Origin of the sequence: Clostridium sp. JS66 (assembly GCF_033561535.1) — a bacterium.
GTDB classification, from domain to species: Bacteria; Bacillota; Clostridia; order Clostridiales; family Clostridiaceae; genus Clostridium_AM; species Clostridium_AM carboxidivorans.
Genome location: NZ_CP131467.1, coordinates 5,612,869 through 5,638,242, shown reverse-complemented (window position 1 = coordinate 5,638,242; position 25,374 = coordinate 5,612,869). Strand labels below are relative to the sequence as shown.

At 30.7% G+C, this 25,374-nt stretch carries 19 protein-coding genes; 18 read left to right on the top strand and 1 reads right to left on the bottom strand.

Annotation, left to right across the window (positions count from 1 at the left end; all coding sequences use genetic code 11):
- The first annotated feature begins 1 nt into the window (after position 1).
- The 14 genes from Q6H37_RS26150 to Q6H37_RS26085 all read left to right on the top strand — a co-directional run bounded on the left by Q6H37_RS26150 (position 2) and on the right by Q6H37_RS26085 (position 18,177).
- On the top strand, positions 2-1,138 hold the full coding sequence (locus Q6H37_RS26150) for an aminotransferase class V-fold PLP-dependent enzyme (RefSeq protein ID WP_318737833.1): 1,137 nt from the start codon (positions 2-4) through the stop codon (positions 1,136-1,138).
- A gap of 201 nt (positions 1,139-1,339) precedes the next feature.
- On the top strand, positions 1,340-1,912 hold the full coding sequence (locus Q6H37_RS26145) for a glycerol-3-phosphate responsive antiterminator (protein ID WP_318737831.1): 573 nt from the start codon (positions 1,340-1,342) through the stop codon (positions 1,910-1,912).
- Between the two features lie 200 nt (positions 1,913-2,112).
- A complete protein-coding gene (locus Q6H37_RS26140) occupies positions 2,113-3,375 on the top strand; it encodes a PTS galactitol transporter subunit IIC (RefSeq protein ID WP_318737829.1) in 1,263 nt (420 codons plus the stop codon).
- Between the two features lie 18 nt (positions 3,376-3,393).
- Complete coding sequence (locus tag Q6H37_RS26135; RefSeq protein ID WP_318737827.1) at positions 3,394-4,905, top strand: FGGY-family carbohydrate kinase; 1,512 nt, start codon at positions 3,394-3,396, stop codon at positions 4,903-4,905.
- Between the two features lie 21 nt (positions 4,906-4,926).
- Positions 4,927-5,685: a 3-oxoacyl-ACP reductase family protein gene (locus Q6H37_RS26130; protein WP_318737825.1), complete on the top strand. Its 759-nt coding sequence runs from the start codon at positions 4,927-4,929 to the stop codon at positions 5,683-5,685.
- A gap of 18 nt (positions 5,686-5,703) precedes the next feature.
- Positions 5,704-6,555, top strand: a complete 852-nt coding sequence (locus Q6H37_RS26125; protein WP_318737823.1) for a class II fructose-bisphosphate aldolase — start codon at positions 5,704-5,706, stop codon at positions 6,553-6,555.
- A gap of 12 nt (positions 6,556-6,567) precedes the next feature.
- Entirely contained in the window at positions 6,568-7,608 is a 1,041-nt protein-coding gene (locus Q6H37_RS26120) for a 2-hydroxyacid dehydrogenase (protein WP_318737822.1), read from the top strand.
- 387 nt (positions 7,609-7,995) lie between these two features.
- Complete coding sequence (locus Q6H37_RS26115; RefSeq protein WP_318737820.1) at positions 7,996-10,329, top strand: U32 family peptidase; 2,334 nt, start codon at positions 7,996-7,998, stop codon at positions 10,327-10,329.
- Positions 10,330-10,373: 44 nt separating this feature from the next.
- A complete protein-coding gene (locus Q6H37_RS26110; protein ID WP_318737818.1) occupies positions 10,374-12,737 on the top strand; it encodes an endonuclease MutS2 in 2,364 nt (787 codons plus the stop codon).
- Positions 12,738-12,891: 154 nt separating this feature from the next.
- A complete protein-coding gene (locus tag Q6H37_RS26105; RefSeq protein ID WP_318737817.1) occupies positions 12,892-13,365 on the top strand; it encodes a DUF523 domain-containing protein in 474 nt (157 codons plus the stop codon).
- Between the two features lie 84 nt (positions 13,366-13,449).
- Positions 13,450-14,463: an alpha-hydroxy-acid oxidizing protein gene (locus tag Q6H37_RS26100; protein WP_318737814.1), complete on the top strand. Its 1,014-nt coding sequence runs from the start codon at positions 13,450-13,452 to the stop codon at positions 14,461-14,463.
- Positions 14,464-14,835: 372 nt separating this feature from the next.
- Entirely contained in the window at positions 14,836-15,732 is an 897-nt protein-coding gene (locus Q6H37_RS26095; RefSeq protein WP_318737812.1) for a phosphate butyryltransferase, read from the top strand.
- A 104-nt stretch (positions 15,733-15,836) separates the two neighbouring features.
- The gene (iorA, locus tag Q6H37_RS26090) at positions 15,837-17,600 is read left to right on the top strand and encodes an indolepyruvate ferredoxin oxidoreductase subunit alpha (RefSeq protein WP_318737810.1); all 1,764 of its coding nucleotides are present in this window, start codon (positions 15,837-15,839) and stop codon (positions 17,598-17,600) included.
- A 1-nt stretch (position 17,601) separates the two neighbouring features.
- Complete coding sequence (locus tag Q6H37_RS26085; RefSeq protein WP_318737808.1) at positions 17,602-18,177, top strand: indolepyruvate oxidoreductase subunit beta; 576 nt, start codon at positions 17,602-17,604, stop codon at positions 18,175-18,177.
- A 79-nt stretch (positions 18,178-18,256) separates the two neighbouring features.
- Here the strand turns inward: Q6H37_RS26085 and Q6H37_RS26080 are convergent, their stop codons facing one another.
- Positions 18,257-19,717, bottom strand: coding sequence for an aminotransferase class I/II-fold pyridoxal phosphate-dependent enzyme (locus Q6H37_RS26080; RefSeq protein ID WP_318737807.1), 1,461 nt, complete (start codon positions 19,715-19,717; stop codon positions 18,257-18,259).
- Between the two features lie 256 nt (positions 19,718-19,973).
- Here Q6H37_RS26080 and Q6H37_RS26075 point away from each other — a divergent pair, with 256 nt between their 5' ends.
- The 4 genes from Q6H37_RS26075 to galU all read left to right on the top strand — a co-directional run bounded on the left by Q6H37_RS26075 (position 19,974) and on the right by galU (position 25,339).
- On the top strand, positions 19,974-20,582 hold the full coding sequence (locus Q6H37_RS26075; protein WP_318737805.1) for a 50S ribosomal protein L25: 609 nt from the start codon (positions 19,974-19,976) through the stop codon (positions 20,580-20,582).
- A gap of 122 nt (positions 20,583-20,704) precedes the next feature.
- Complete coding sequence (locus tag Q6H37_RS26070; protein ID WP_318737804.1) at positions 20,705-22,438, top strand: phospho-sugar mutase; 1,734 nt, start codon at positions 20,705-20,707, stop codon at positions 22,436-22,438.
- 807 nt (positions 22,439-23,245) lie between these two features.
- Positions 23,246-24,313, top strand: a complete 1,068-nt coding sequence (locus Q6H37_RS26065) for a tetratricopeptide repeat protein (RefSeq protein ID WP_318737802.1) — start codon at positions 23,246-23,248, stop codon at positions 24,311-24,313.
- Between the two features lie 99 nt (positions 24,314-24,412).
- Positions 24,413-25,339 carry a UTP--glucose-1-phosphate uridylyltransferase GalU gene (gene galU, locus Q6H37_RS26060; protein ID WP_318737800.1) on the top strand — a complete coding sequence of 309 codons (927 nt, stop codon included), beginning with the start codon at positions 24,413-24,415 and terminating at the stop codon, positions 25,337-25,339.
- Positions 25,340-25,374: the final 35 nt, after the last annotated feature.

Below are 25,374 nucleotides of genomic sequence, written 5' to 3'. Positions count from 1 at the left end.
TATGATTTATTTAGATAATGCTGCAACTACCTTTCCTAAGCCTAATGAAGTTTACAAAGAGGTTTTAAATTGTATGGAAAACTATGCAGCAAATCCTGGAAGAAGTTCGCATAAACTAGCAATAAAAGCACAATCTAAGATTATGGAAACTAGAGAAGTGATAAAAGAAATTTTTAATATTTCTGATCCTTTTCAAATAACTTTTACCAGTAATGCAACTGAGTCATTAAATATAGGAATCAAAGGGATTTTAAAGAGTGGTGATCATGTAATAAGTACAGTTATTGAGCATAATTCAGTACTAAGACCTTTAAACAGTTTGCAGAAAAAAGGAGTACAGGTTATACTGCTTGATGTGGATAAAAATGGTTATATAGATATAGAGAATTTAAAGCAACAAATAAAGGATAATACAAAATTAATAATTGTAAATCATGCTTCAAATGTTATAGGAACTGTACAACCTATATCAGCTATTGGAAAAATAGCAAAAGATGCAGGAATTTTATTTATGGTAGATGCATCACAAAGTGCAGGCACTATAAATATAGATGTGGAAGAAAGCAATATAGATGTATTAGCATTTCCTGGGCACAAAGGATTATTTGGTCCTCAAGGTACAGGAGGTTTGTTCATAAGGGACGGAACTCAAGTAGAGGCATTTAAAGAAGGTGGAACTGGAAGTAATTCAAATGACATGAAGCAACCTGATTTTATGCCGGATAAATTTGAAAGTGGAACATTAAATACACCAGGTATTGCAGGATTATGTGAAGGAATAAAATTCATTAAAAATGTTGGAATGAAAGAAATTTGTAAACATGAATTATTATTAACGGAGTATTTATTAATAGAATTAAAAAAACTTGATTATGTAACAATTTACGGACCAATGTGTTTAAAAGATAGGAGTGCAGTAGTTTCAATTAATATTGATGGAGTAGATAGTTCAATAGTGGGCTATAAACTTAATGAGAAGGGTATAGCAGTAAGAACAGGGTATCACTGTGCACCATTAATTCACAATGTTATAGGAACTAATAACAAAGGCACAGTAAGAATAAGCCCAGGCTATTTTAATACTTTTAAAGATATAGAGACTATAGTAAAGAGCATAATGGATATATACAAAAAATAAGTATAATTTAGTGTAAATAAACGATTTGTGAGATTCTCAAATCGTTTATTTATATATGTTAAAATTATATATGATAATGAGTTAAAAAGTATATCAAAATTTAAGAATAATGTTATTGACTTTTAAATACTAATTTACTATAATGAATGTATATTAAATATAACTTGCAGATGATGCAATTTAATGAGAAGGTTTTCAAATATGTTTAAACGGTTTACTATAATACCGTCTGTTCGTGATTTGAGAAATTTTGAAATTGCTTTAAAGTCTGTTTCAAATGTAATTTTTCTATCTGAAGTTCATTTAGGAAATCTTAAATCTTTAATTAAGAAGTGTCATGATAATAATAAAATAGCTTTAGTAAACATAGATTTAGTAGGTGGACTAGCTACTGATCAAATGGGAATAAAGTTGTTGAAAAATTTGTTTAAAGTTGATGGTATAATTTCATCTAATTCAACAAATGTAAATATGGCTAAAATGATAGGGTTATATGCTATTCAACGATTTTTTCTTATAGATTCTAGAGGGTTAGAGTCAGGACTAAAGGCATTAAAAAATAGTAAATGTGATGCAATTGAAGTTTTGCCTGGTCCGATATCTACAAATTTTAAAGATAAAATAGCTAAAGTTAGAAATGTACCTCTATTAGGAGGTGGATTTATAACTGAAAGGTCAAATGTTATAGAAGTTTACAAGGCTGGATTTGTAGGAGTTACTACAAGTGAAAAAAAGCTTTGGGATGATTATAGTTATTTAAAACAAAATAGGTAACAGGATGGTGATTTGAATCCTGTTTAAGAGTAGTCAAAATTTTGATTACTCTTAAACAGGATTTTATTTTTTTACTAATATTTTTATAAGGAGGTGAATTTATATTAAATAACAAGTTAGAAATCATTTAAGGAGGTGAATTCATTTAAATAAAAAATTAGACACTGATTAATTATAGATGAAAGTGGTGGTTATTTAATATGTCAATTATTAAAACATTAATTAATATGGGACCTTCGGTAATGATGCCAATTATATTTTTTATATTGGCTATAGTATTTGGAGTAAAAATAGGTAAGGCATTTAAAGCAGGAATGCTTGTAGGAATTGGATTTGTGGGTATTAATCTTGTAATTGGACTGCTTCTTGGGAGTTTAGGACCAGCAGCTCAGGCAATGGTTAAAAGATTTGGGTTAAGTCTTACAGTAGTGGATCCAGGATGGCCTGTTGGATCTACAATAGGCTGGGGATCGCCTATTGTGCCAATTGTTGTTTTTGGTGCACTTTTAATTAACTTAATATTGCTAATATTCAATCTAACAAAAACTGTTAATATAGATATATTCAATTATTGGCATTTTTTATTAACAGGTGGAGTAGTATATGCGGTTACAAATAATGTGGCTATTGCATCAGCAGGTGCTTTAATTCATTTCTTAGTTACACTTTTTATAGCGGATAAAACTGCACCTAGGATTCAAAAAAGTTTTAACCTAAAAGGAGTATCCTTTGCACATGCTACTTCAGCAATTTACGTACCTATTGGAATCGTTGTCAATTGGATAATTGAAAAAATACCAGGATTAAGAGATATTGATGCAAATCCAGATAAAATTACTAAAAAATTTGGTATTATGGGTGAGCCTCTTACACTTGGAACTATACTTGGAATTGTACTTGGAATATTAGCAGGTTGGAGCATAACAGATATATTGACTTTAGCAATTAAAGTTGCAGCAGTTATGGTATTACTTCCAGCAATGATAAATGTTCTTGTAGAAGGACTTATTACTGTAAGAGATGCTGCAGAAGTTTCACTTAAAAAGAAATTTCCTGACAGAGAATTTTATATTGGTCTTGATACAGCTTTATTAGTTGGAGATCCTGCAGTGCTTGCCAGTGGACTTTTGCTAATACCAGCATCACTTTTGTTAGCTATTATTTTACCAGGAAATAAGTTATTACCATTTGTGGATTTAGCATCACTTGTTTTTTTAGTACCTATGGTTGCTCCTTATTGCAAAAATAATGTAGTAAGAATATTTATTTCAGGACTTGTTATTATGACATTGATATTATATGCAGGGACAGATATATCACCTTATTATACTAAGGCAGCCAAGATTGCAAATGTAACACTTCCAAGTGGAGTGTCAAGTTCTACAGGTATGGCAGGTATAGTTGGAGGAGCTACAACACCATTAGGATGGTTGATTATAAAATTATCAATGTTATTTAGTTAAAATTAAGGAGGGTTTAAAATGCCAAAATATTTAATTGGTATAGATAATGGTGGAACAATGTCAAAAGCCGCACTCTATGATTTATCAGGAAAAGAAATAGCTGTATCAGCTTATAAAACAAAAATGATTATGTCTAAACCAGGATTTACTGAAAGGGATATGGACGAAATGTGGCAGGCAAATGCAGATGCTATTAGAGATGTAATAACTAAAGGAAAGATAAATCCCAAAGATATAGCAGGAATTTCTACGACAGGACATGGAAATGGTATGTATCTTATAAATGAAAATGGTAGACCAGCTTATAATGGAATAATATCTACTGATACAAGAGCAAAAGATTATGTTAGTAAATGGTATAGTAATGGAACTTTTGAAAAAGTTCTTCCGAAAACAATGAAGAGTATATGGGCAGGCCAGCCAATAGCACTTCTTGCATGGTTTAAGGATAACATGCCAGAAGTAATAAAAAATACAAAATGGATTTTAATGTGTAAAGACTATGTTAGATTTTGTTTAACAGGAAAAGCCTATGCTGAAATTACCGATATTTCAGGAACAAATTTGATGAATGTTCGAGATGTAAAGTATGATGAGAGTTTATTAGATGAATTTGGGCTTAAGGAAATAATAGAAAAACTTCCACCTATAAAGTATTCATCTGAGATATGTGGATATGTTACAAAAGAGGCAGCAAAAGCTACTGGACTTTTAGAAGGTACACCAGTTGCTGGAGGACTGTTTGATATAGATTCTTCAGCAATAGCCACAGGAGTTACAACAGAAGATAAACTTTGTATGATTGCAGGAACATGGAGTATAAATGAATATATAAGTAAGAAACCTATTGTATCAAAGGATTTATTTATGACATCGCTATATTGTATGGAGGGATATTGGCTTACAACAGAAGCAAGTCCAACATCTGCATCTAATTTAGAATGGTTTGTTACTGAATTTATGGGTGAAGAAAAAATTAAAGGTAAAGATATAAATAAATCAGTTTATGAATATGCCAATGAAATGGTTGAAAGTGTAAATGCAGAAGATACAAATATAATGTTTTTACCATTTTTATATGGTACAAATGTTGATGCTGATGCAAAGGCAAGTTTTGTTGGCTTGAGTGGATGGCATACAAAGGCACACCTATTAAGAGCAATTTATGAAGGTGTTGCATTTTGTCATAAAGCACATATTGATAAGTTACTTGCATTTAGAGACAAACCTAAAGCTATTAGAATAGCAGGTGGTGCTGCTAAATCTAAAGTATGGGTTCAAATATTTGCAGATGTTCTTCAGTTACCAATAGAAGTTACTACAAGTACAGAATTAGGAGCTCTAGGAGCTGCAATATGTGCTGGTATTGCTACAAACAATTTTAAATCATTTGATTCTGCTGCCGATTCAATGGTAAATGTAGCTTATACCTGTATGCCAAATCAAGCACTGAAAGATACTTATAATAAAAAGTATAATATTTATATTGAAACAATTCAAGTGTTGACTTCTGTATTTAAAAAATTATAACTAATGAAAGGTGGAAGAATTATGGATTTAAAACTAAAGAGTAAATGTGCCATTGTTACTGGAGCATCAAGAGGCGTAGGTAAAGGTATAGCACTAGCATTGGCAAAAGAAGGGGCGTATATTGTAATAAATTACAATAAAAGTGAAGGATCTTCTAAAGAGGTGGTGAATGAAATTGTAAAAAATGGAGGAAAAGCATTGGCAGTTAAAGCAGATCTTGCTAATCCACAAGATTGCATTAAATTGATAGATGAAGCTGAAAGAGAATTTGGATGTGTAGACATATTAATTAATAATGCTGGAATATGGCTGAAAAATTGGATTCAAGATATTACTTTAGATGAATGGAAAAAAACCATAGATGTAAATCTAACATCAGTTTTTTTAACAAGTCAAGCCTTTATAAAAAATAATATTTTGCAGAAAAGAAATGGAAAAATATTAAATATAACTTCTCAAGCAGCATTTCATGGAGCAACTACAGGACATGCTCATTATGCTGCAAGTAAAGCAGGTGTTGTAGCGCTTACAGTGTCTATGGCAAGGGAAATGGCTAAGTATGGTATAAATGTAAATGCAGTAGCTCTTGGTATGGTGAAAACCGATATGGTAAGCAAAGCGCTTGAGAATAATGAAGATTATTATATAAATAGAATACCTATTGGTAGAGTAGCGACTCCTGATGATATAGGTAAAATAGTAGCGTTTATGGTATCAGAAGCTGCAGATTATATTACAGGTGCAACTATAGATGCTACAGGCGGAATGTTAATGAGATAGGAAAGGAAGGATTATATTATGTTAGTAACATTAAATGAAATTTTGAAAAAAGCAAGAGAGGAACATTATGCTGTACCAGCTTTTGATTGTATGGAAGATGTACTTATAAGAACTATTCTTGATACTGCAGAAGAAAAAAAATCACCAGTTATTTTAATGGTATTAGAACATGATCTTGTTGGAAAAGGAATAAAGTATATTACATCTATGATAAAAGGAGTTGCGGGTGAATACAAAATTCCAATAGCTCTTCATCTTGATCATGCTACAAATTTTGAGATTATAGAAAAAGCAATAGAAAATGGTTTTACTTCAGTAATGTATGATGGATCAATGTTGTCATTTGATGAAAATGTAGCAAATACAAAAAAAGTTGTTGATATGGCTAAGAAAAAAGGAGTTTCTGTTGAAGCAGAACTTGGACATGTTGCAGGAAAGGAAATAGATGGAACTAGTGCAGGAGAAACTATGCTTACAGATGCTGATGAAGTTGTAAAATTTGTTAGTTTGACAGGAATAGATGCATTAGCTGTATCTATAGGAACTTCGCATGGAGTTTATGTTTCAACACCAGAATTAAAAATAGACAGGCTTATAGAAATAAATAAATTAAGTCCGGTACCTCTTGTACTTCATGGAGGATCAGGTACACCATTAGATCAGGTACAAAATGCTATTAAAAATGGTATAACAAAAGTTAATCTTTATGCCGATTTAAGAATTGCTTTAATGGAAGGAATGAAAAAGGCAGTAGAAGTCCAAAAAAGAATAGATCCTTTACCAGATGAATTATTTAAACCAGCAAAAGATATTTTGAAAAATAAAATACTAGAAAAAATAGAGATGGTTATGTCAGAAAATAGAGCTTAAGGAGGATGAAACATGAAATTATTAGCTATAGGAGATAAATTTATTCCTAAGGAGTCTATGAGTGAAGGATTAAAAGGATTGGAGAAATACGGAATAGATGTAACTGTCAGAGAGTGGGAACATGAAAATTTGGAAATGCTTCAAAGGGATAATCTTTTAGTAGAACAAAATGGGCCAGATGCGGTAGAGCTCCCACAAGAACTTATTGAAGACATTAGTGAATATGATATTTTAATAGTTCAATTTACACCTGTATCAAAAAAAATAATAGATAAGGCTAAAAAATTAAAAATTATAGGAGTGTTAAGAGGTGGGGTTGAAAATATAGCATATGAATATGCAGCAACAAAAGGAATAACTGTTATGAATACTCCAGGTCGTAATGCAAGGGCGGTTGCAGAATTTGCTATGGGTATGATATTATCAGAAGTTAGAAATATAGCTAGATCACATGCAGCTTTGAAAAAAGGTGAGTGGAGAAAAAAGTTTCCAAACAGTGGAGCTATTCCTGAATTGTGCAACAAAACTGTGGGTATAGTTGGATTTGGATCTATAGGACAGCTTGTAGCAGGATATTTAAAAGCATTTGGTTGTAATGTAATAGCATATGATCCATTTTTTAATGGAAATTTTGATGCAGTAAATATTGTTGAGTTACCTTATTTGCTGAAGAACTCAGATATAATAACTGTCCATGCAAGACTTACAGAAGATACCTATCATTTAATTGGAAGAAAAGAAATTAGTCTTATGAAAACTAATGCTGTATTAGTTAATACTGCACGTTCAGGATTAGTTGATGAAAAAGCTCTTAAAGAAGCTTTGGAAAAAGGAAAAATTGCAGGGGCAGCTTTAGATGTATTTGATGTGGAACCATTAGAAGAAGATGACATACTTATGAAACTTGACAATGTAACTATAACTCCTCATGCTGCTGGATCTACAAAAGATGCATTTACTAACAGTCCTAAATTAATGAGAGATATTTTAATAAGAACAATAAAGGGTGAAAAAAAGTTACCTATTATAAATGGAATAAAACCTGAAATATAAAATTTTATAACAAAAAATAATTTGATTTTAGACTGCTGACAAATATGTTTTGTCAGCAGTTTTTTATATAGAACATTTTAACTTTACGTTGAAATATATAATGGTATATATGCTTTAAAGGTGAAGAAGATAAAAATATTGCGACACAATATTTTTAGTTAATAATTAATAATGAAGAATTAATAGTTAATGTGAATTTTTTCCCGTTACACTACAAAAAATCATCCCTCACTATTAATTCTTAATTATTAACTAGTAAAGCTTTGCTCTGCATTATGCTTAAAGTGTGAAATACTCCATTTATGTGCCTAAAATAAGTTTTAAAAGATAATAATATACTGTATAATAAAAAACGTATGGTTAAGAAAATGGTAGGAGAGATGTAGGATGAACAAAATAGAACTGCTGGCGCCAGCAGGAAGTATGGATAGTCTTTATGCAGCAGTACAGTGTGGAGCAGATGCAGTGTATTTAGGAGGAAATAAGTTTTCGGCAAGAGCTTATGCTTCTAATTTTGATAATGAAAATATGAAAAAGGCAGTGGAATATTGTCATATATATGAAGTTAAAATATATGTAACTATAAATACATTAATGAAAGAAAAGGAATTAAAAGAAGCTTTAGAGTATGCTAAGTTTTTATACAGTATTGGTGTGGATGCACTAATTGTACAGGACACAGCATTAGTAATGTTGATAAAGGAAGCATTGCCAGATTTTGAACTTCATGCATCCACTCAAATGACAGTACATAATGGTGAGGGAGCTGCTCTTTTAAAAGACAAAGGATTTGAAAGAATTGTACTTTCAAGGGAACTGTCTTTAAATGAAATAAAACATATATCTAAAGATTTGAATATAGAAACAGAAATTTTTGTACATGGAGCATTATGTGTGTGTTATTCTGGTCAGTGTCTTATGAGCAGTTTGATTGGTGGAAGAAGCGGTAATAGGGGAAGATGTGCACAGCCTTGTAGATTACCATATACTATAGTTGATAGTATTAGTGGAAGAGAGAAAAAAGGATATTTGTTAAGTCCTAAAGATATATGTACTATAGAAAATATAAAGGATATAATTGAAAGTGGTACTACTTCCTTGAAGATAGAAGGAAGAATGAAAAGACCTGAGTATGTAGCTGCAGTAGTATCATCTTATAGAAAAGCTATAGATAGTATTCTAAATGGATGCAATGTGGATATTGAACATGAAAAGAAAAAGCTTTTACAGCTTTTTAATAGAGAAGGTTTTTCAAAGGCTTATTTGTTTGGAAATGTAGGTAAAGATATGATGGCTTATACTTTTCCTAAGAATACAGGAGTAATACTTGGGAAGGTCCAAAAGGATTTAAGTATTGCATTACAAGAGGATTTGAGTATTAAGGATGGTATAAGAAATGGAGAAAAAGGATTTACAGTTTCAAAAATAATACAAAATGGAAATGAAGTTTTTGAAGCAGCTAAAGGAAGTAAAGTAAAACTTAAACCAGTAGATTTTAAAAGTGGAGATATTCTTTATAAAACTTCAGATATAAAGCTACTTAGCTCTATGGAAAGTATTTATAAAAATCCTTTTGGAAAAAAAGTAGACTTGGATTTAAAAGTAAAATTTAAATTAAATGAGCCTATAAAGTTAAGTACTATTTACAAAGGAAAACAGTATTCTGTTGAGGGAGAGTTGGTTCAAAAAGCTTTAAACAAACCTTTAAATACAGATAAATTGAAAGAACATCTTAAAAAAAGTGGAAGTACTCCTTTTAGGGTTGCTAATATACAATTTGATGATTTTCAAGAAGGTTTTATGCCAGTATCATCTATAAATGAGAGCAGGAGAAAGCTAATAGAAGCTATAGAAAATGAGTTACTTAAAGTAAATAGAACTAAAGGTGTAGAAGCGTTAAAGAAAGAAAAAGCTTCCGCTAGGCCAATTCCTAAATATATGATTTGTGTCAATATGCTAGATCAAATGAAAGCTGCTTTTGAAAATGGACTTTCGGATGTGGCAGCAGATATATTTTATAAAAAAAGCGATATAAAAGATGAAATAATAAAAGAAAACAATGTTTGGCTTAAGGTTCCTAATATTATAAAAGAGGAATTTTCAGCTGTGTGTTCTAAAGTAGAAGAATTGCTCCCATATATAAAAGGCATAGTTACAGCAAATTTGGGTATAATACATAAATTTAAAGAAAAAACTACAATAATAGGAGACTATAAACTAAATATATTTAATCCTACTTCTACACAATTTTATAATGATTTATTGGATGGTATATGTTTAAGTGTAGAACTTAATAAAAGTGAAATGTTGAGTTTAGCTAAGAAGTCTAAGATGCCATGCCAGATAATGCTTTATGGAAAAGTAGAAAATATGGTTTCAGAGTACTGCGTAATAGGAAGTACTTTTGGAAACAAAGGTGTATCTCAAAATTGCAGCAGAGCATGTGAAAGAGGAACATTTCATTTAAAAGATAGAATGGGAGCATGCTTTACTGTTAATACAGATAAATATTGTAGATGTCACATTTATAATAGTGTTCCTACAAATTTAATAGACAATATAGATGAATTAGAAAAGGCAGAGATAAATAGTTACAGAATCGATTTTATAGATGAAACTTATAATGAAGTAAATAATGTGTTAAAATGTGTAAAACAGAAAGAATGGAATGGAGATTTTAGTAAGTTTACAAGAGGACACTATAAGAGAGGTGTAGAGTAATCTACATTAAATAATACAAGTTGGTAAAAAGGTGGTCGAACGAGTTGAATGAAAAAGCATTAAAGGTGCTAGAATTTTATAAGATAAAAGAACAGTTAAAGAATTATACAAGTACTGGTGCAGCTAAGGATTTAATAGAAGAATTAAAACCTTATGATAATATATATGAAGTTAGAGAGCATATTCAAGAAACAAAGGAGGCATTTAAACTTTTAGTGACAAAGGGAGCACCTCCTTTTGAAGGTGTTTATGATGTAAGAGAAGGCATAAGCAGAGCAGGAAAAGGCTCTACTTTAATGCCAGGACAGCTTTTGAAAATAGCAGCGATACTTAGAGCTGCTAGAAGATTTCAAGAGTATATAAGTCACAAAGAGGAAGAAGAAGGCTCTAGGGTTTTGGAAAATATATCTCAGGGTATTATTCCATTAAAGAACATAGAAGATCATATATTTATGTCCATAGAAGGTGAAGAACAAGTTTCCGATAGAGCAAGTACAGCCCTTTATAATATTAGAAAGGCTTTAAAGGATAAAAATTCTTCTGTAAGAGATAAAGTAAATTCTCTTATAAGAACTTATTCAGAATATCTCCAGGATAACTTATATACTATGAGAGGGGATAGATATGTTTTACCTGTAAAAGCTGAACATAAAGGAGCAGTTCCTGGACTTGTGCATGATCAAAGTTCCAGTGGAGCTACCTTATACATAGAACCCATGGGTTTAGTAAATTTAAACAATGAAATAAAAGAACTTATGTTAAAGGAAAAGGCAGAAGTAGATAGAATATTAGCTTACCTTTCAAATGAAATTTATGGAAGTATAATAGCAGTAAGAAATGATGCAGATATAATATGGGAACTAGACTTTATTTTTGCTAAGGCGAAATTTGCTAGTGAACTTAATTGTACAGCACCTAAGGTTAATGATGAAGGTATTATTGATATAGTACAAGGAAAACATCCCTTAATAGATAGAAAAGTAGTAGTACCTTTAGATGTGTATTTAGGTAAAGACTTTACATCATTAGTTATAACTGGTCCTAACACAGGTGGTAAGACAGTTACATTGAAAACAGTAGGATTACTACATATTATGGCTTTAAGTGGACTTATGATTCCAGCTAGAGAAAATTCTACTGTAAGCTTTTTTAAAGAAGTATTTGCAGATATTGGAGATGAGCAGAGTATAGAGCAAAGTTTATCAACCTTTTCATCTCACATGACTAATACTGTAAAGATAATTAATGAGGCAGATGATGAATCGTTAGTGCTCTTTGATGAATTAGGGGCAGGAACAGACCCAACGGAAGGAGCGGCATTAGCTGTATCTATTTTGGAAAATTTAAAAAGCAGAGGCTGCAGAATAGTTGCTACTACCCATTACAGTGAACTTAAGGTTTATGCTCTAAAAGTAGATGGAGTTGAAAATGCATCTGTAGAATTTGATGTGGAAACATTACGACCTACATATAGACTTTTAATTGGGGTACCTGGTAAGTCAAATGCTTTTGAAATATCTAGAAGGTTAGGACTCCCAGACTATGTAATTCATGATGCAAAAGAAAATATAAATAGTGAAACGCTTCAATTTGAAGATTTAATAGAAAATCTTCAAGAAAAAAGTGTAAAAGCTGAAGCCAATGCAAGAGAAGCAGAGATGTTAAAGCTAGAAGCTGCTAAAATTAAAGATAAATATGAAGAAAAAATGGGATCACTTCAAGATGCTAGAGAAAAAGCTGTAATAAATGCTCAAAGGGAAGCAAAGAGAATTATAAAGGAAGCTAAAGAAGAAGCAGATAATATTCTTAAGGAAATGAGAGAATTAGAGAAAGCTGGTTATGCTTCAGATGTAAGACACAAGCTTGAAGAAGAAAGAAGAAAACTATCACAAAAGCTTGATAAAATAGATGAAAAAGTTAATAAAGTAAAAAGAAATGATGGTGAGGAACTTAAAAATGTAAGAGAAGGGGAAGAAGTTTTTGTACCTTCTTTAAACCAAAAAGTAATAGTTATATCCAAACCTGATAATAAAGGAAATGTTCAAGTTCAAGCTGGAATTATGAAGATAGAAGTTAAACTAAAAGATTTAAGAGCAGTAACAGGTGCTGTAAATAAAGAAGAAAAGAAAAGAGTAAAGAGAGAAGCAAAGCTTAACTTAAAATCTGTAGCTTCATCTGTGGATTTAAGAGGAATGGATTCTTTAGAAGCAGTATATACTGCAGATAAATATTTGGATGAAGCATATTTAGCAGGACTAAAGGAAGTAACCTTAATTCATGGTAAAGGAACAGGTGTATTAAGAAATACTATAACAGATATGCTTAAGCATCATTCTCATGTGAAAAAATACAGACTAGGGGAATATGGTGAAGGTGGTACTGGAGTTACAGTGGCAGAACTTAAGTAGAAGAAGTACTATGCGGCATAAAGTACAGTGGAAGTTTGGATTTTGACTTTTACTCCGTGATATATGGTAAAATTCAAACTAGTAACTTTAGGTATACACATTTAATTATGTTGTTATAGATAATTTTAGTTTAATGAGATTGGAGGGAGAATTTATGATACTAGTTAGTGCTTGTTTATGCGGAACAAACTGTAAGTACAATGGTGGTAATAACTTAGATCCTAAGGTGTTGGAGTTATTGAAGCAAGGAAAAGCTATACCTGTATGCCCTGAACAATTAGGAGGGCAAAGTACACCAAGACCAGCACATGAAATAAACAATTCTAATGGAGCAGAAGTACTTGATGGAAAGGCTAGAATAATTGGACCAGATGGGGATGATGCTACAGCAGAATTTTTAAAAGGAGCTCATGAAACTCTTAAAATAGCAAAAGAATGTGGAGCAAGGGTTGCTATTTTAAAGGCTAGAAGTCCTTCTTGTGGTTATGGGAAAATTTATGATGGTACATTTACTGGAAATAAAATAGATGGAAATGGGGTTACTGCAGAGTTGTTAAGTAGAAATGGACTTACAATTTATACAGAAGAAGATGTTAAAAGTGGTGAATGTAAAGTTGACCTTGATTAACTTAAAATAAATGAACTATAATTAAAGTGTATGTTTAAATCAAAGTATTATATTCATAAAATAGTTTGAGTGGGGGTATAAAAAATGAATTACAAAGAAGTATTAAAAAACGCTCGTGAAAATTTAAATGGAAGTTGTAAAGTTTGCCCAGTTTGTAATGGTAAAGCTTGTTCTGGAGAAGTTCCAGGTATGGGTGGCAAGGGAACAGGAGAAGCTTTTTCAGTTAATGTTGAAGCATTAGATAGTTATAAACTCAATATGAGAGTTATACATGATGCTAAAGACCCAGATACAAGTACAGAATTATTTGGAAAGAAAATGGAAGTGCCAGTATTTGCAGCACCAGTATCAGGAACTACGTTAAATATGGGTGGTAAATTTACAGAAGAACAATACATATCATGGGTAATTGGAGGATGTCTTGATGCAGGTGTTTATCCTATGGTAGGAGATACAGCAGTAGACTCATTTCTTATAACCAACCTTCAGCAATTAAAGGAATTCAATGGGGAAGGAATTGCTATAATAAAACCTTGGGAAAATAGTAATGTTATAAGCAAAATAAAACTTTCAGAAGAAGCAGGTGCTTTTGCTGTGGGTATGGATATAGATGCAGCAGGACTTATAACTTTAGCACTTCATGGAAAGCCAGTTGGTCCTAAGACTGTAGAACAAATAAAGGAAATAGTAAAAAGTACAAAGCTTCCGTTTATATTAAAAGGAATAATGACTGTTGACGAAGCAAAACTTGCAGTAGAAGCAGGAGTAGATGCTATAGTTGTTTCAAATCATGGTGGAAGAGTACTTGATCAAACTCCAGGTGTAGCAGACGTACTTCCAGAAATTGCAGAGGCAGTAAAAGGTAAGGTTACAATACTTGCAGATGGTGGAGTTAGAAATGGAGTAGATGTTCTTAAAATGTTAGCTTTAGGAGCAGATGCAGTTCTTATAGGAAGACCATTTGTAACAGCTTCTTTTGGAGGAGAAAGAGAAGGAGTAAAACTTTATATAGATACAATAAAAAGTGAATTAAAATCAGCTATGGTTCTTACAGGATGCAAATCTATAAAAGATGTTACAGATAGAATTTTGTATTAATATATATTGAAAAATCCAGACTTATGTAAGTAAGTCTGGATTTTTTGTGTATACAAAACTTTAATTTAATATTATAAGTACATTGATTAGCATTTTTTTAAACTGCGAAAGTTGAATATATAATTAAAAGTATTAAAGGTATTATGTCTTTGTACCATTGGTACCATTAATGAAAATATTTAAAAGTAAAAATATTAAAAAAACTAGGAATAGAAGTTTTATAAGTTTGGCATAGTATTTGCTACCTATAATATAGTATTGTTTTAAATTTATTTTTGATATGTTTAAATTCTTTTAGTTTATGGAAAATAGTATTACCAATAATGGTGATATGATGTAGTAAATTAATTACAATAATGGAGGTATATATTTATGGTAAAAAAACTGGAACAATTGATAAGTTTAGCTAAAGAGAAAAGCAAAAAAACACTTTCAGTAGCAGTAGCTCAGGATAAAGAAGTTTTAACAGCTGTAACAGAAGCAGTTAAAACTGGAATAGTAGATGCTATTTTGGTAGGTGACGAAGACGCTATAAGAAGTATATCTAAAAAAGAAAATTTATGTATAGATGGTATTAAAATAGTAAACGAAAAGGATATAAAAAGAGCAGCAGCAAAAGCTGTAGAATTTGTATCTAATGGAGAAGCACAATTTATAATGAAGGGAATGCTTGGAACTGCAGATTTGTTAAGAGCTGTATTAAATAAAGAAGCAGGTCTTAGAGGTAAGGGATTACTTTCACATGTAATGATTTATCAAGTTCCTTCATATCACAAATTAATTTTTCTAACTGATGGAGGCATGGTTCCTTATCCAACTTTGGAGGACAAGATAGGGATAATAAATAATTGTGTAAAGGTTGCACACAAGTTAGAAATAGAAACACCTAAGATAGCACCTGTTTGTGCAGTAGAAGTAGTTAATCCTTCAATGCAAGCAACTATTGATGCGGCTTCATTAACTCAGATGAATAAAAGAGGACAAATAGAAGGATGTATTATTGATGGACCTTTGGCTTTTGATAATGCAATATCAAAGGAAGCAGCAGAACATAAAGGCATTGTAAGTGAAGTAGCAGGAGATACAGATGTGCTTTTAGTTCCTAATATAGAAGCTGGCAATTTTGTAGGAAAATCCATGACGTATTTTGGAAAAGCAGAAAATGCTGGAGTCATTATGGGTGCTAAGTGTCCTGTAGTTCTTGTTTCAAGGGCAGACAGTGCTAAATCAAAATTATATTCTATAGCATTAGGATCTATAGTGTCATAATTAAATAATTTTATTGGATTAAATAAAGCATAATTTAATTGAAATTTCAACAGTAATGTGAAATGTTAAGTTAATTAAGATAATTTAAAAATGGAGGTATATATATGAAAGTCATTATGTCAGGAAATGAAGCCATTGCAAGAGGTGCATATGAAGCAGGATGTAAAGTTGCTTCTGCTTATCCTGGAACACCTAGTACAGAAATACTTGAAAACTTTGCTACTTATGATGGAGTATATGCAGAATGGGCACCAAATGAAAAGGTTGGTTTGGAAGTAGCTTCAGGAGCAGCCATTGGAGGAGCTAGAAGTTTAACAACTATGAAACATGTAGGTTTAAATGTAGCTGCAGATCCACTATTTACTATGGCATATGAAGGTGTAAATGGAGGCCTAGTAGTAGTTACAGCTGATGACCCAGGAATGCACTCATCACAAAATGAACAAGATAACAGACTTTTTGCACCTCATGCAAAAATAGCTATGGTAGAACCATCAGATTCACAAGAATGTAAAGATTTCATGAAAGAAGCTTTTAATATAAGTGAACAATTTGATACAGTAGTACTTTATAGAAGTACTACAAGAGTTTCTCACTCCAAGAGTGTAGTAGAATTGGGAGAAAGAAAAGAATCAGAAGTAAAACCTTATGAAAAAGATATAACAAAATATATAATGATACCAGCACATTCTAAAAAGAAACATTATGAAGTAGAAGAAAGACTTAACAAATTAAGAGAATACTCTAATAATTGTAGTTTAAATAGAATGGAAATGGTAGATAGTAAAATAGGTATAATTACTAGTGGTATATCCTATCAGTATGTAAAGGAAGTTTTTGGGGACAAAGTTTCTGTATTAAAAATAGGAATGAGTTATCCACTTCCAGACAAAATGATGAAAGAATTTGCATCAAAAGTTGAAAAAATTTATGTTGTAGAAGAAAATGAACCTTATTTAGAAAATGCACTTAAGGTTTTAGGAATAAATTGTATAGGAAAAGAAGTTATTCCTATATGTGAAGAGTTAAATCCAGACATTATAAGAAAGGCTATATGTAATGAAAGCCATGAACAAAATTATACAGTAGATATAAAAGCTCCATCAAGACCTCCTGTACTTTGTCCAGGATGTCCACATAGAGGAATTTTTTATGCAGTTTCAAAATATAAGAACAATATAATATCTTCAGGAGATATAGGATGCTATACTTTAGGTATGGTAGCTCCTTTAAATGTAACTGATACTTGTGTTTGTATGGGAGCTTCAATTACAGCTGGACTTGGAATAGAAAAAGCAAATCAGTTAGCAAACAGGGATAAGAAAGTATTTGCATTTATAGGAGATTCAACATTCTTCCACTCTGGTATGACAGGACTTACAAATTCAATATACAATAATATACCTATAGTTACATGTATATTAGATAACAGAACTACAGGTATGACAGGTCATCAGGAAAACCCTGGAACTGGAAAGACATTACAAAACAGACCAGCTCCAATGATAGATATAGAAAAAGTTGTACTTGCATTAGGTATAAAAAAAGAAAACTTAAAGGTAGTAGATCCTTATAAACTAGAAGAAACTGAAGCGGCTGTAAAAGCAGCATATGAGAGCAGTGAGCCTTTTGTTATAATAACAAAACAGCCTTGTGCTTTAAAGAAGGATGTTATAAAGAGAAGAGCAAATATGAATTGTAATGTAGATTCAGATAAATGTAAGAAATGTAAAGCGTGCTTAAAAACAGGTTGCCCAGCACTTAAGTTTAAAGATAATGTAGTTAGCATAGATAAAAATATGTGTAATGGATGCGAATTATGCAAACAGGTTTGTAAATTTGATGCTATAGAAAAGGTTGGTGAATAATATGAGCAGTGTTAAAAGTATATTATTCGTAGGAGTAGGTGGACAAGGAACTATACTTGCTTCCAAGATTTTAACAGAAGGTTTATTAAAAAATGGATATGATGTAAAGATGTCTGAGGTTCATGGTATGGCACAAAGAGGTGGCAGCGTTACTACTCAAGTTAGATTTGGGGAAAAGGTTTATTCACCACTTATAGAAAAGGGAACAGCAGATGTTATAGTAGCTTTTGAAAAAAGTGAAGCAGCAAGATGGCTTCCTTACTTAAAAAAGGATGGCTACTTAGTTATAAATGATTATGAAATATATCCAGTTCCAGTCCTAATAGGTGAAGAAGAATATCCACAAAATGTTAATGAAACATTAAAGAAGGCAGTTAAAAATACAATAATAGTTAATGCTTCCAAAATCGCAGAAGAGCTTGGAAATATAAAAGCTCAAAATGTTGTTCTTTTAGGAGCATTACTTAAGGCGCTTAAATTAGAAAATATAAATTGGAATGAAGTTTTAGAAGTTACAGTTCCACCTAAAGCTGTTGAATTAAATAAAAAAGCTTTAGTGAAAGGCATAGAAGCTTAATTAGAAACAAAAAAATTCATAATGACAAAAAATTATACCCAGCATTTTTAAAATGCTGGGTATTTTAAATATTTTTTTACTATTTTACAACTTTGATGATTTCTACTTCAGGATCTTCAGTTCCCTGAACGTATAATCCAGTATTCTTAAGCATTTGAACATAGTCTATAATTTCTTTGGTTATTTCTTCACCAGGACACAATATAGGAATTCCTGGTGGATAAGCCATTAAGAATTCTCCACTTATCATACCAATACTTTCTTTCAAAGGAACTGGAGTTTTATTCCCGTTGAAAGCTTCTCTAGGAATTTTAATTTGTTTTGGTATAGAAGGAATATCTATAAAATCTGACTTTTTATTTCCTTTACCATAATATTGTTTACTTATTTCTTTTAAAGCATTTATAAGAGCATTTATGCTATATTCTGTATCACCAAATGACCCTACTGCAAGTACGTTATATAGATCGGAAAGTTCAAGCTGTATATGGTATTTGTTTGAAAGTATCATATCTAAATCATATCCAGTTATCCCTAAATCTCTACATGTTATTGTTATTTTAGTTGGATCAAGAGCAAAAACACCATCATTTCCTAAAATTTCATCTCCGAAACAATAAAAGCCTGGAATTTTGTTTATTTCTTGTCTAGCGTAGTTTGAAAGCTCAATAGTTTTATCTAAAAGTTCTTTACCGTTAAGAGCAATTTGTCTTCTTGCACAATCCAATGAAGCCATCAATATATATGAAGGTGATGTGGTTTGTAATAAAGATAAAATTTGTTGAACTCTATTTATATCTATACGATTAGAGCGAACCTGTAGTAAAGAACATTGAGTTAAGGCTCCAATTATTTTATGTGTGCTTTGAGCACAAATATCAGCTCCAGCTTCCATTGCAGAAGTTGGCAGCTTTTCATTAAAACCAAGGTGTGGACCATGTGCCTCATCTACTATTAAAGGAATGTCGTAACTATGAACTATATCTGCTATTTTTTTTATATCAGTAGCAACCCCATAATAAGTTGGATTTATAATTAAAACTGCTTTTGCATCAGGATTCTTTTTCAATGTTTCTTCAACTGTTCCTGGTGTAACTCCATGAGCTATACCAACTTTTTTATCCAACGCAGGCTGCATATAAACAGGTATTGCACCACTTAATATAATACCAGCAGTAATCGATTTGTGAACATTTCTTGGTATTATTATTTTGTCTCCAGCTTTAACTGCAGACATAACCATGGCTTGGATAGCACCTGATGTTCCATGTATTGAAAAAAAAGCAGCATCTGATCCATATGCATCAGCGGCTAATTGTTGTGCTTTTTTTATAGCACCAGTGGGATGATGGAGACTATCAACTGATTTAAAAACTGTAACATCTATTTTAAATGGGTTTTCTCCTATAAATTTTTTAAATTCTTCATCCATACCTACGCCTTTTTTGTGTCCAGGAACATGAAAAGGAATGGTTTCTTTATTTACATATTCCATTAATGCATCAAATAAGGGGGTTTGAGTTTGATCTAATTTATACACCTTGATAAAGCACCTTCTTTCATAAAAGTACGCCCTTTGAACTCTGATGATTCAAGGGTTGGCCTACATTTTCATTTAAACCAATATAATTATATGTTAAATGATTTGTAAATGCAACAATGTGAAGAAATTTTATAAATAAATATTTTTTGAAGTAAAAATTGTGAATAATATAAATAATTATGTAAATAATTATTTATATGATTAACAATGTTTTACATGATATTTTATAGGATATGTATGGGAGGAGTTTAAAATGGAACAATTAGAATTACATAAAAGAAATAAAAATACAATACATGAAGCTAGAAAGGAAAGGAAATCAGGCAAAATACCAGGTATTATTTATGGAAAGAATATAAACAATTTAATGTTTGAAATAGGAGAACTTGAATTAAATAAAAAAATTAGTTCTACAGGAGAACATGGTGTATTAGAGGTTGAACTTGGGCCAGAAAAACATAGTACATTAATAAGAGAAGTACAAAGAAATCCTGTAAATCATAAAATAATTCATATAGATTTAGAAGAAATCCCTAAAAATCAAGCTATTCAAACGGATGTCCCTATATTGTTTATGGGTGAAGATTTTGTATCAAGAAAAGGCGGTGTTGTTCAAAAAGAAAGAACAAATGTAAAGGTTCAGTGTAAGTATGAATATATACCTAAACATATTGATGTAGATGTTTCAAAACTAGAAATAGGTGATTCTTATAGAGTAGGTGATATAGAGCTTTCACAAGAGATAACCTTTATGGATGATTTAAATACTTTAATAGCGTTTGTAACTTGTAACAATAAGTTATCTGATAATCCAATAGATGCAATTACAGAACCCCAAAATACTGGTGATAATGGTGAATAACCATTATCACCAATATTTTTATAAAAAGTTTATAAAATTGTTTATCATTATACTCATTATTGTAATATAATTGTAGTATAATAATAAATGTTAAATATTACATATTAAAGGAGGGCTATAAAATGTCTTATAGAGAAAAATATGATTCTTGGTTGAGTTCGGAATTTTTAGATGAAAGTTCAAAATTGGAATTGAAAAATTTACAGGATGAAAAAGAGATAGAAGATAGATTTTATAAAGATTTAGAATTTGGAACAGGTGGCCTAAGAGGAATTATTGGTATGGGTACCAATAGAATGAATATACATACTGTTGGGAAAACTACTGAAGGGTTATCACAATACTTGTTAAATAAGTATGAAGGAGATATTTCTGTAAGTATAGCTTATGATTCAAGAATAATGTCTAAAGAGTTTGCAATGGCAGCAGCAGCAAATTTGTGTGCTAATGGTATAAAGGTTTATTTATTTGAATCATTAAGAGCAACACCTATATTATCTTATACGGTAAGACATTTTAAAAGTAAAGCAGGTATTGTAATAACTGCATCACATAATCCAAAAGAATATAATGGATATAAGGTTTATGGAGAAGATGGTGGACAGGTTACGGATAAATCTGCAAAGGAAATTTTCTCATTTATTGAGGAAGTAAATGATTTTAATAAAATAAAGACTATGAATATTGAAGATGCAAAGAAAAATGGACTTTTAAATATAATAGGAGAAGAAGTAGATAAAGAGTATATTAGTAGAGTAAAAAATCTAACTATAAGAAAAGAATTAGTAGGTAAGTTTGCAGATGAGTTAAAAATAATTTACACTCCAATACACGGAGCAGGTAATATACCAGTAAGAAGAGTTCTTAAGGAATTAGGATATAAAAATGTGACTGTAGTAAAAGAACAAGAACAGCCAGATGGATATTTCCCTACAGCAGCTTACCCTAATCCAGAAGATCCTAAGGTTTTTAATATAGCATTAGAAATGGCGAACAAAATCCAACCTGATATAATATTTGGAACAGATCCAGATTGTGATAGAATAGGTATAGTTATTAAAGATAATAATGGAGAATATAAAGTATTAACAGGTAATCAAACTGGAACATTATTAACTCATTATATATTATCATCTTTAAAAGAACTGAATAAGTTACCTGAAAATGGAACTATAATAAAAACAATAGTTACTACTGAAATGGCATCAGATATTGCAAAGGACTATGGAGCAAATCTTGTGGATGTATTGACTGGATTTAAATATATAGGTGAGAAGATAGGAGAATTTGAAAAAAAAGGAGATAAAAAATACCTATTTGGATTTGAAGAAAGCTATGGATATTTAGCAGGAGACTTTGTAAGGGATAAAGATGCAGTTATAGCTTCAATGCTTATATGTGAAATGACATTATATTACAAGAATAAAGGTATGAATTTATATGAAGCTTTAATGAATTTATATGAAAAGTACGGTTTCTACAAAGAAAAACTAGTATCGTTAGTACTTAAAGGAAAAGAAGGACAAGAAAAAATAGAAAAAGCTCTTCAATATTTAAGGCATTCTATGAGATACACTTTAGGCGAAGTTAAAATAGCAAAGAAAATGGACTATAAGATAAGTATAGAAAAGGATTTAATAAATATTAGTGAAAAAATAATAGAATTACCTAAATCAAATGTACTGAAATTTATAATGGAGGACAATTCCTGGTTCGTAGTAAGACCTTCAGGTACTGAGCCTAAAATGAAGATTTATTTATCAGTAACTGGTAACAGCATAGAAGATTCAGAAGAAAAAATGAAATTATTTGAAAATAATGTTATGAAAATTATAGACGAAGCATGTAATTGTTAAGTGATTTAATAAGCATAATGTGACATAAGTGAATGTAAACGAAGTAACTTTCAACTGTATTCCGGCTGATATATGCTGTGAAGGAAAACTCACTTCATTAAGAAGTTCTAATGCTTGAGATATTGAAAAATCCCTACCTCCTCAAATGCGACGTCCTGTCGCTTTCGGAGCTTTTGCCTTCCTGGCAAAAATTACGGTATTTTTCAATATCTCAAGCAAAGAACTTCTAAAATTCGTTCGAATCTTCCTTCACAACATATATCAGTCTACATACAGTTGAAAGTTACTTCTTAGTGCATTACATGTACATATAATACATTAATCATATGACTCTTAATAAAAAATGCAGCAATGCTTATTACAATTTAATTATATGTGTAAGCTTGAAGTCACTAGTTTGAATTTTAACTTTTATGTAGTGATATATGGTAAGTGTTTCATCACATTAGCTAAATTGTTTTAGTATTATTCTTAGCTCAAAATTTTTGAAAGTCTTAGAACTTTAGTCCTGTTTGAGGGAACCGAGTTTGACAAAGTTCTTAGGCTTTCAAAAATTTTGAGCTTTAGAATAATTAAAACATTTAGCCGTGATGAAACACTTACCATATATCACGCAGCAAAAGTTAAAATTTAAACTTCCACTGTATCCTTGTATCGCATAATTTTTAAACTGTGAGAAGCTAATACTGTTTTTACATGGATAACTGTGATATAATTATGAACTATTATAGTTTTTACTTTAAATTAACTAATATTTGTAGTAAAATTCAAAGTGTCAATATATTAGATTAAGTAGGTGTTATATTTATGAATACAAAATCTCGTTTTGCAGACAAATTATCTGAAGCTTTATTTTTAGAAATAAAAAAGGAAAATATAAAAAGTTTATTTCATATAGAAAGTGATGAGGACATATATATTCCGGTTAAAGCTTCTAGTATAGTAGGTAAAGTTAAAACAGAAAAAAATGTCGGTCAGCTTCCTGTAAGCTTTTTTATTGAGGGTATGTTTTATGTTATGGGAGCAGATGAAAAGTTTAAGTTTAATGATGTGTATACTAATATATTAATTAATTTAAAAGAGAGCGATAAGTTTATTAAAGGAAAAATTGCGGAAAATATAAAACATAAAAATTATGAGGATGCATATATACTTATTAAGGGATTATGCAAAATTGAAGATAGTGTTGAAATTTATGACAAGATTCTAATAATAGTAGATGAGCTAAGGAAATTAGATAAAAGCTACGAAGATGAAGAATTACAAATTATTGAAAAGTTAAAGAAATATGAAAATTATCCAATGCCATATTTTTATGAAGCACTTATAATGAAAGAGCGTGGAGATTTTGATAAAGCTCTTTTTTGCATAAATACTTATATTTCTAGTGGTGGAGAAGAATCTTTAGATATTACAGAATTTAAGGAATCACTAAAATTAATTATAAATTATGAAAAAGGTAAGGAAATATTGTACGATATGCCTAAAGAAGCTTTAAGCTTTCTGTTGCCTCTTCTTGATGAATTTGGGGACGATGCTACACTTTACTATTATATTGCTATAGCATATAGAATATTAGAAAATTACGAAAAAGCTATATATTATCTAAATGAATCAATTAGCATAGATAGTAGTATCGTTGAAGTTGTAAATGAACTTGGAATAAATTATGCTTCACTAGGTGATTATGAAACTGCTATAGGATATTTAAGAAAAGCTTTTGAAGCAACTAAATCTATAGAGATATGCACTAACCTTATCATGTGTTATTTAAATGATAAAGACATAAAAAATGCTAAACTTCACTTGGAAATTGCAAAAAAAATAAATCCTGAGGATGAGATTGTGGTTCAACTCTCTGAAATAATAAAGTGAAAATAATTTTTTACATAAGTATATAAAGAGAATAAACGTAAAAAATAAATAGGGTATGTATTTTGTAATATTTTGATTGAGAGTGAAAGGAGATTTTTTATGACTGTAAAAAAAGCTATAATACCTGCGGCGGGACTTGGAACAAGATTTTTGCCCGCCACTAAGGCGCAACCTAAAGAAATGCTTCCTATAGTTGATAAGCCTACAATACAGTATATTATAGAGGAAGCAGTAGCTTCTGGAATAGAAGAAATTCTTATAATAACAGGAAGAAACAAAAGAGCTATAGAGGATCATTTTGATAAATCAGTAGAATTAGAAAAAGATTTAGAAGATCATAAAAAAGAAGATTTATTATATTTAGTTAAGGAAATATCTAATATGGCAGATATATATTACATAAGACAGAAAGAGCCTAAAGGACTTGGACACGCTATAAGTTGTGCAAGAACCTTTGTTGGAGATGAGCCTTTTGCAGTAATGCTGGGCGATGATGTAGTAGATAGTAAGGTCCCTTGTTTAAAACAGCTTATAGATTGTTATGATGAATACAAAACATCTATTATAGGTGTACAGGAAGTCAATAAGGAAGATGTATATAAATATGGAATAGTAAAAGGAATGTATATTGAAGATAGAGTTTATAAAGTAAAAGATTTAGTTGAAAAGCCTAAGGTAGAAGAAGCACCTTCAAATATTGCAATATTAGGAAGGTATATAATAACTCCTGCTATATTTGATATATTAAGTAACACTACACCAGGTAAAGGAGACGAAATTCAACTAACAGATGCATTGAGAACTTTAATTAAATCTGAAGCAATGTATGCATATAATTTTGAAGGAAGAAGATACGATGTAGGCGATAAATTAGGATTCCTTAAGGCTACTGTAGAATTTGCACTGAGAAGAGATGAACTAAAAGAATCCTTTATGGAATACCTTTTAACACTAGGTGAAACAGATTTTTTCAAACAACTTAAAAATGAAATATCAGAAAAAAAAGATAAGAGTAAAGAGCTGTAAAATCTTACAACTCTTTTTTTAGCTGCAATGACTTA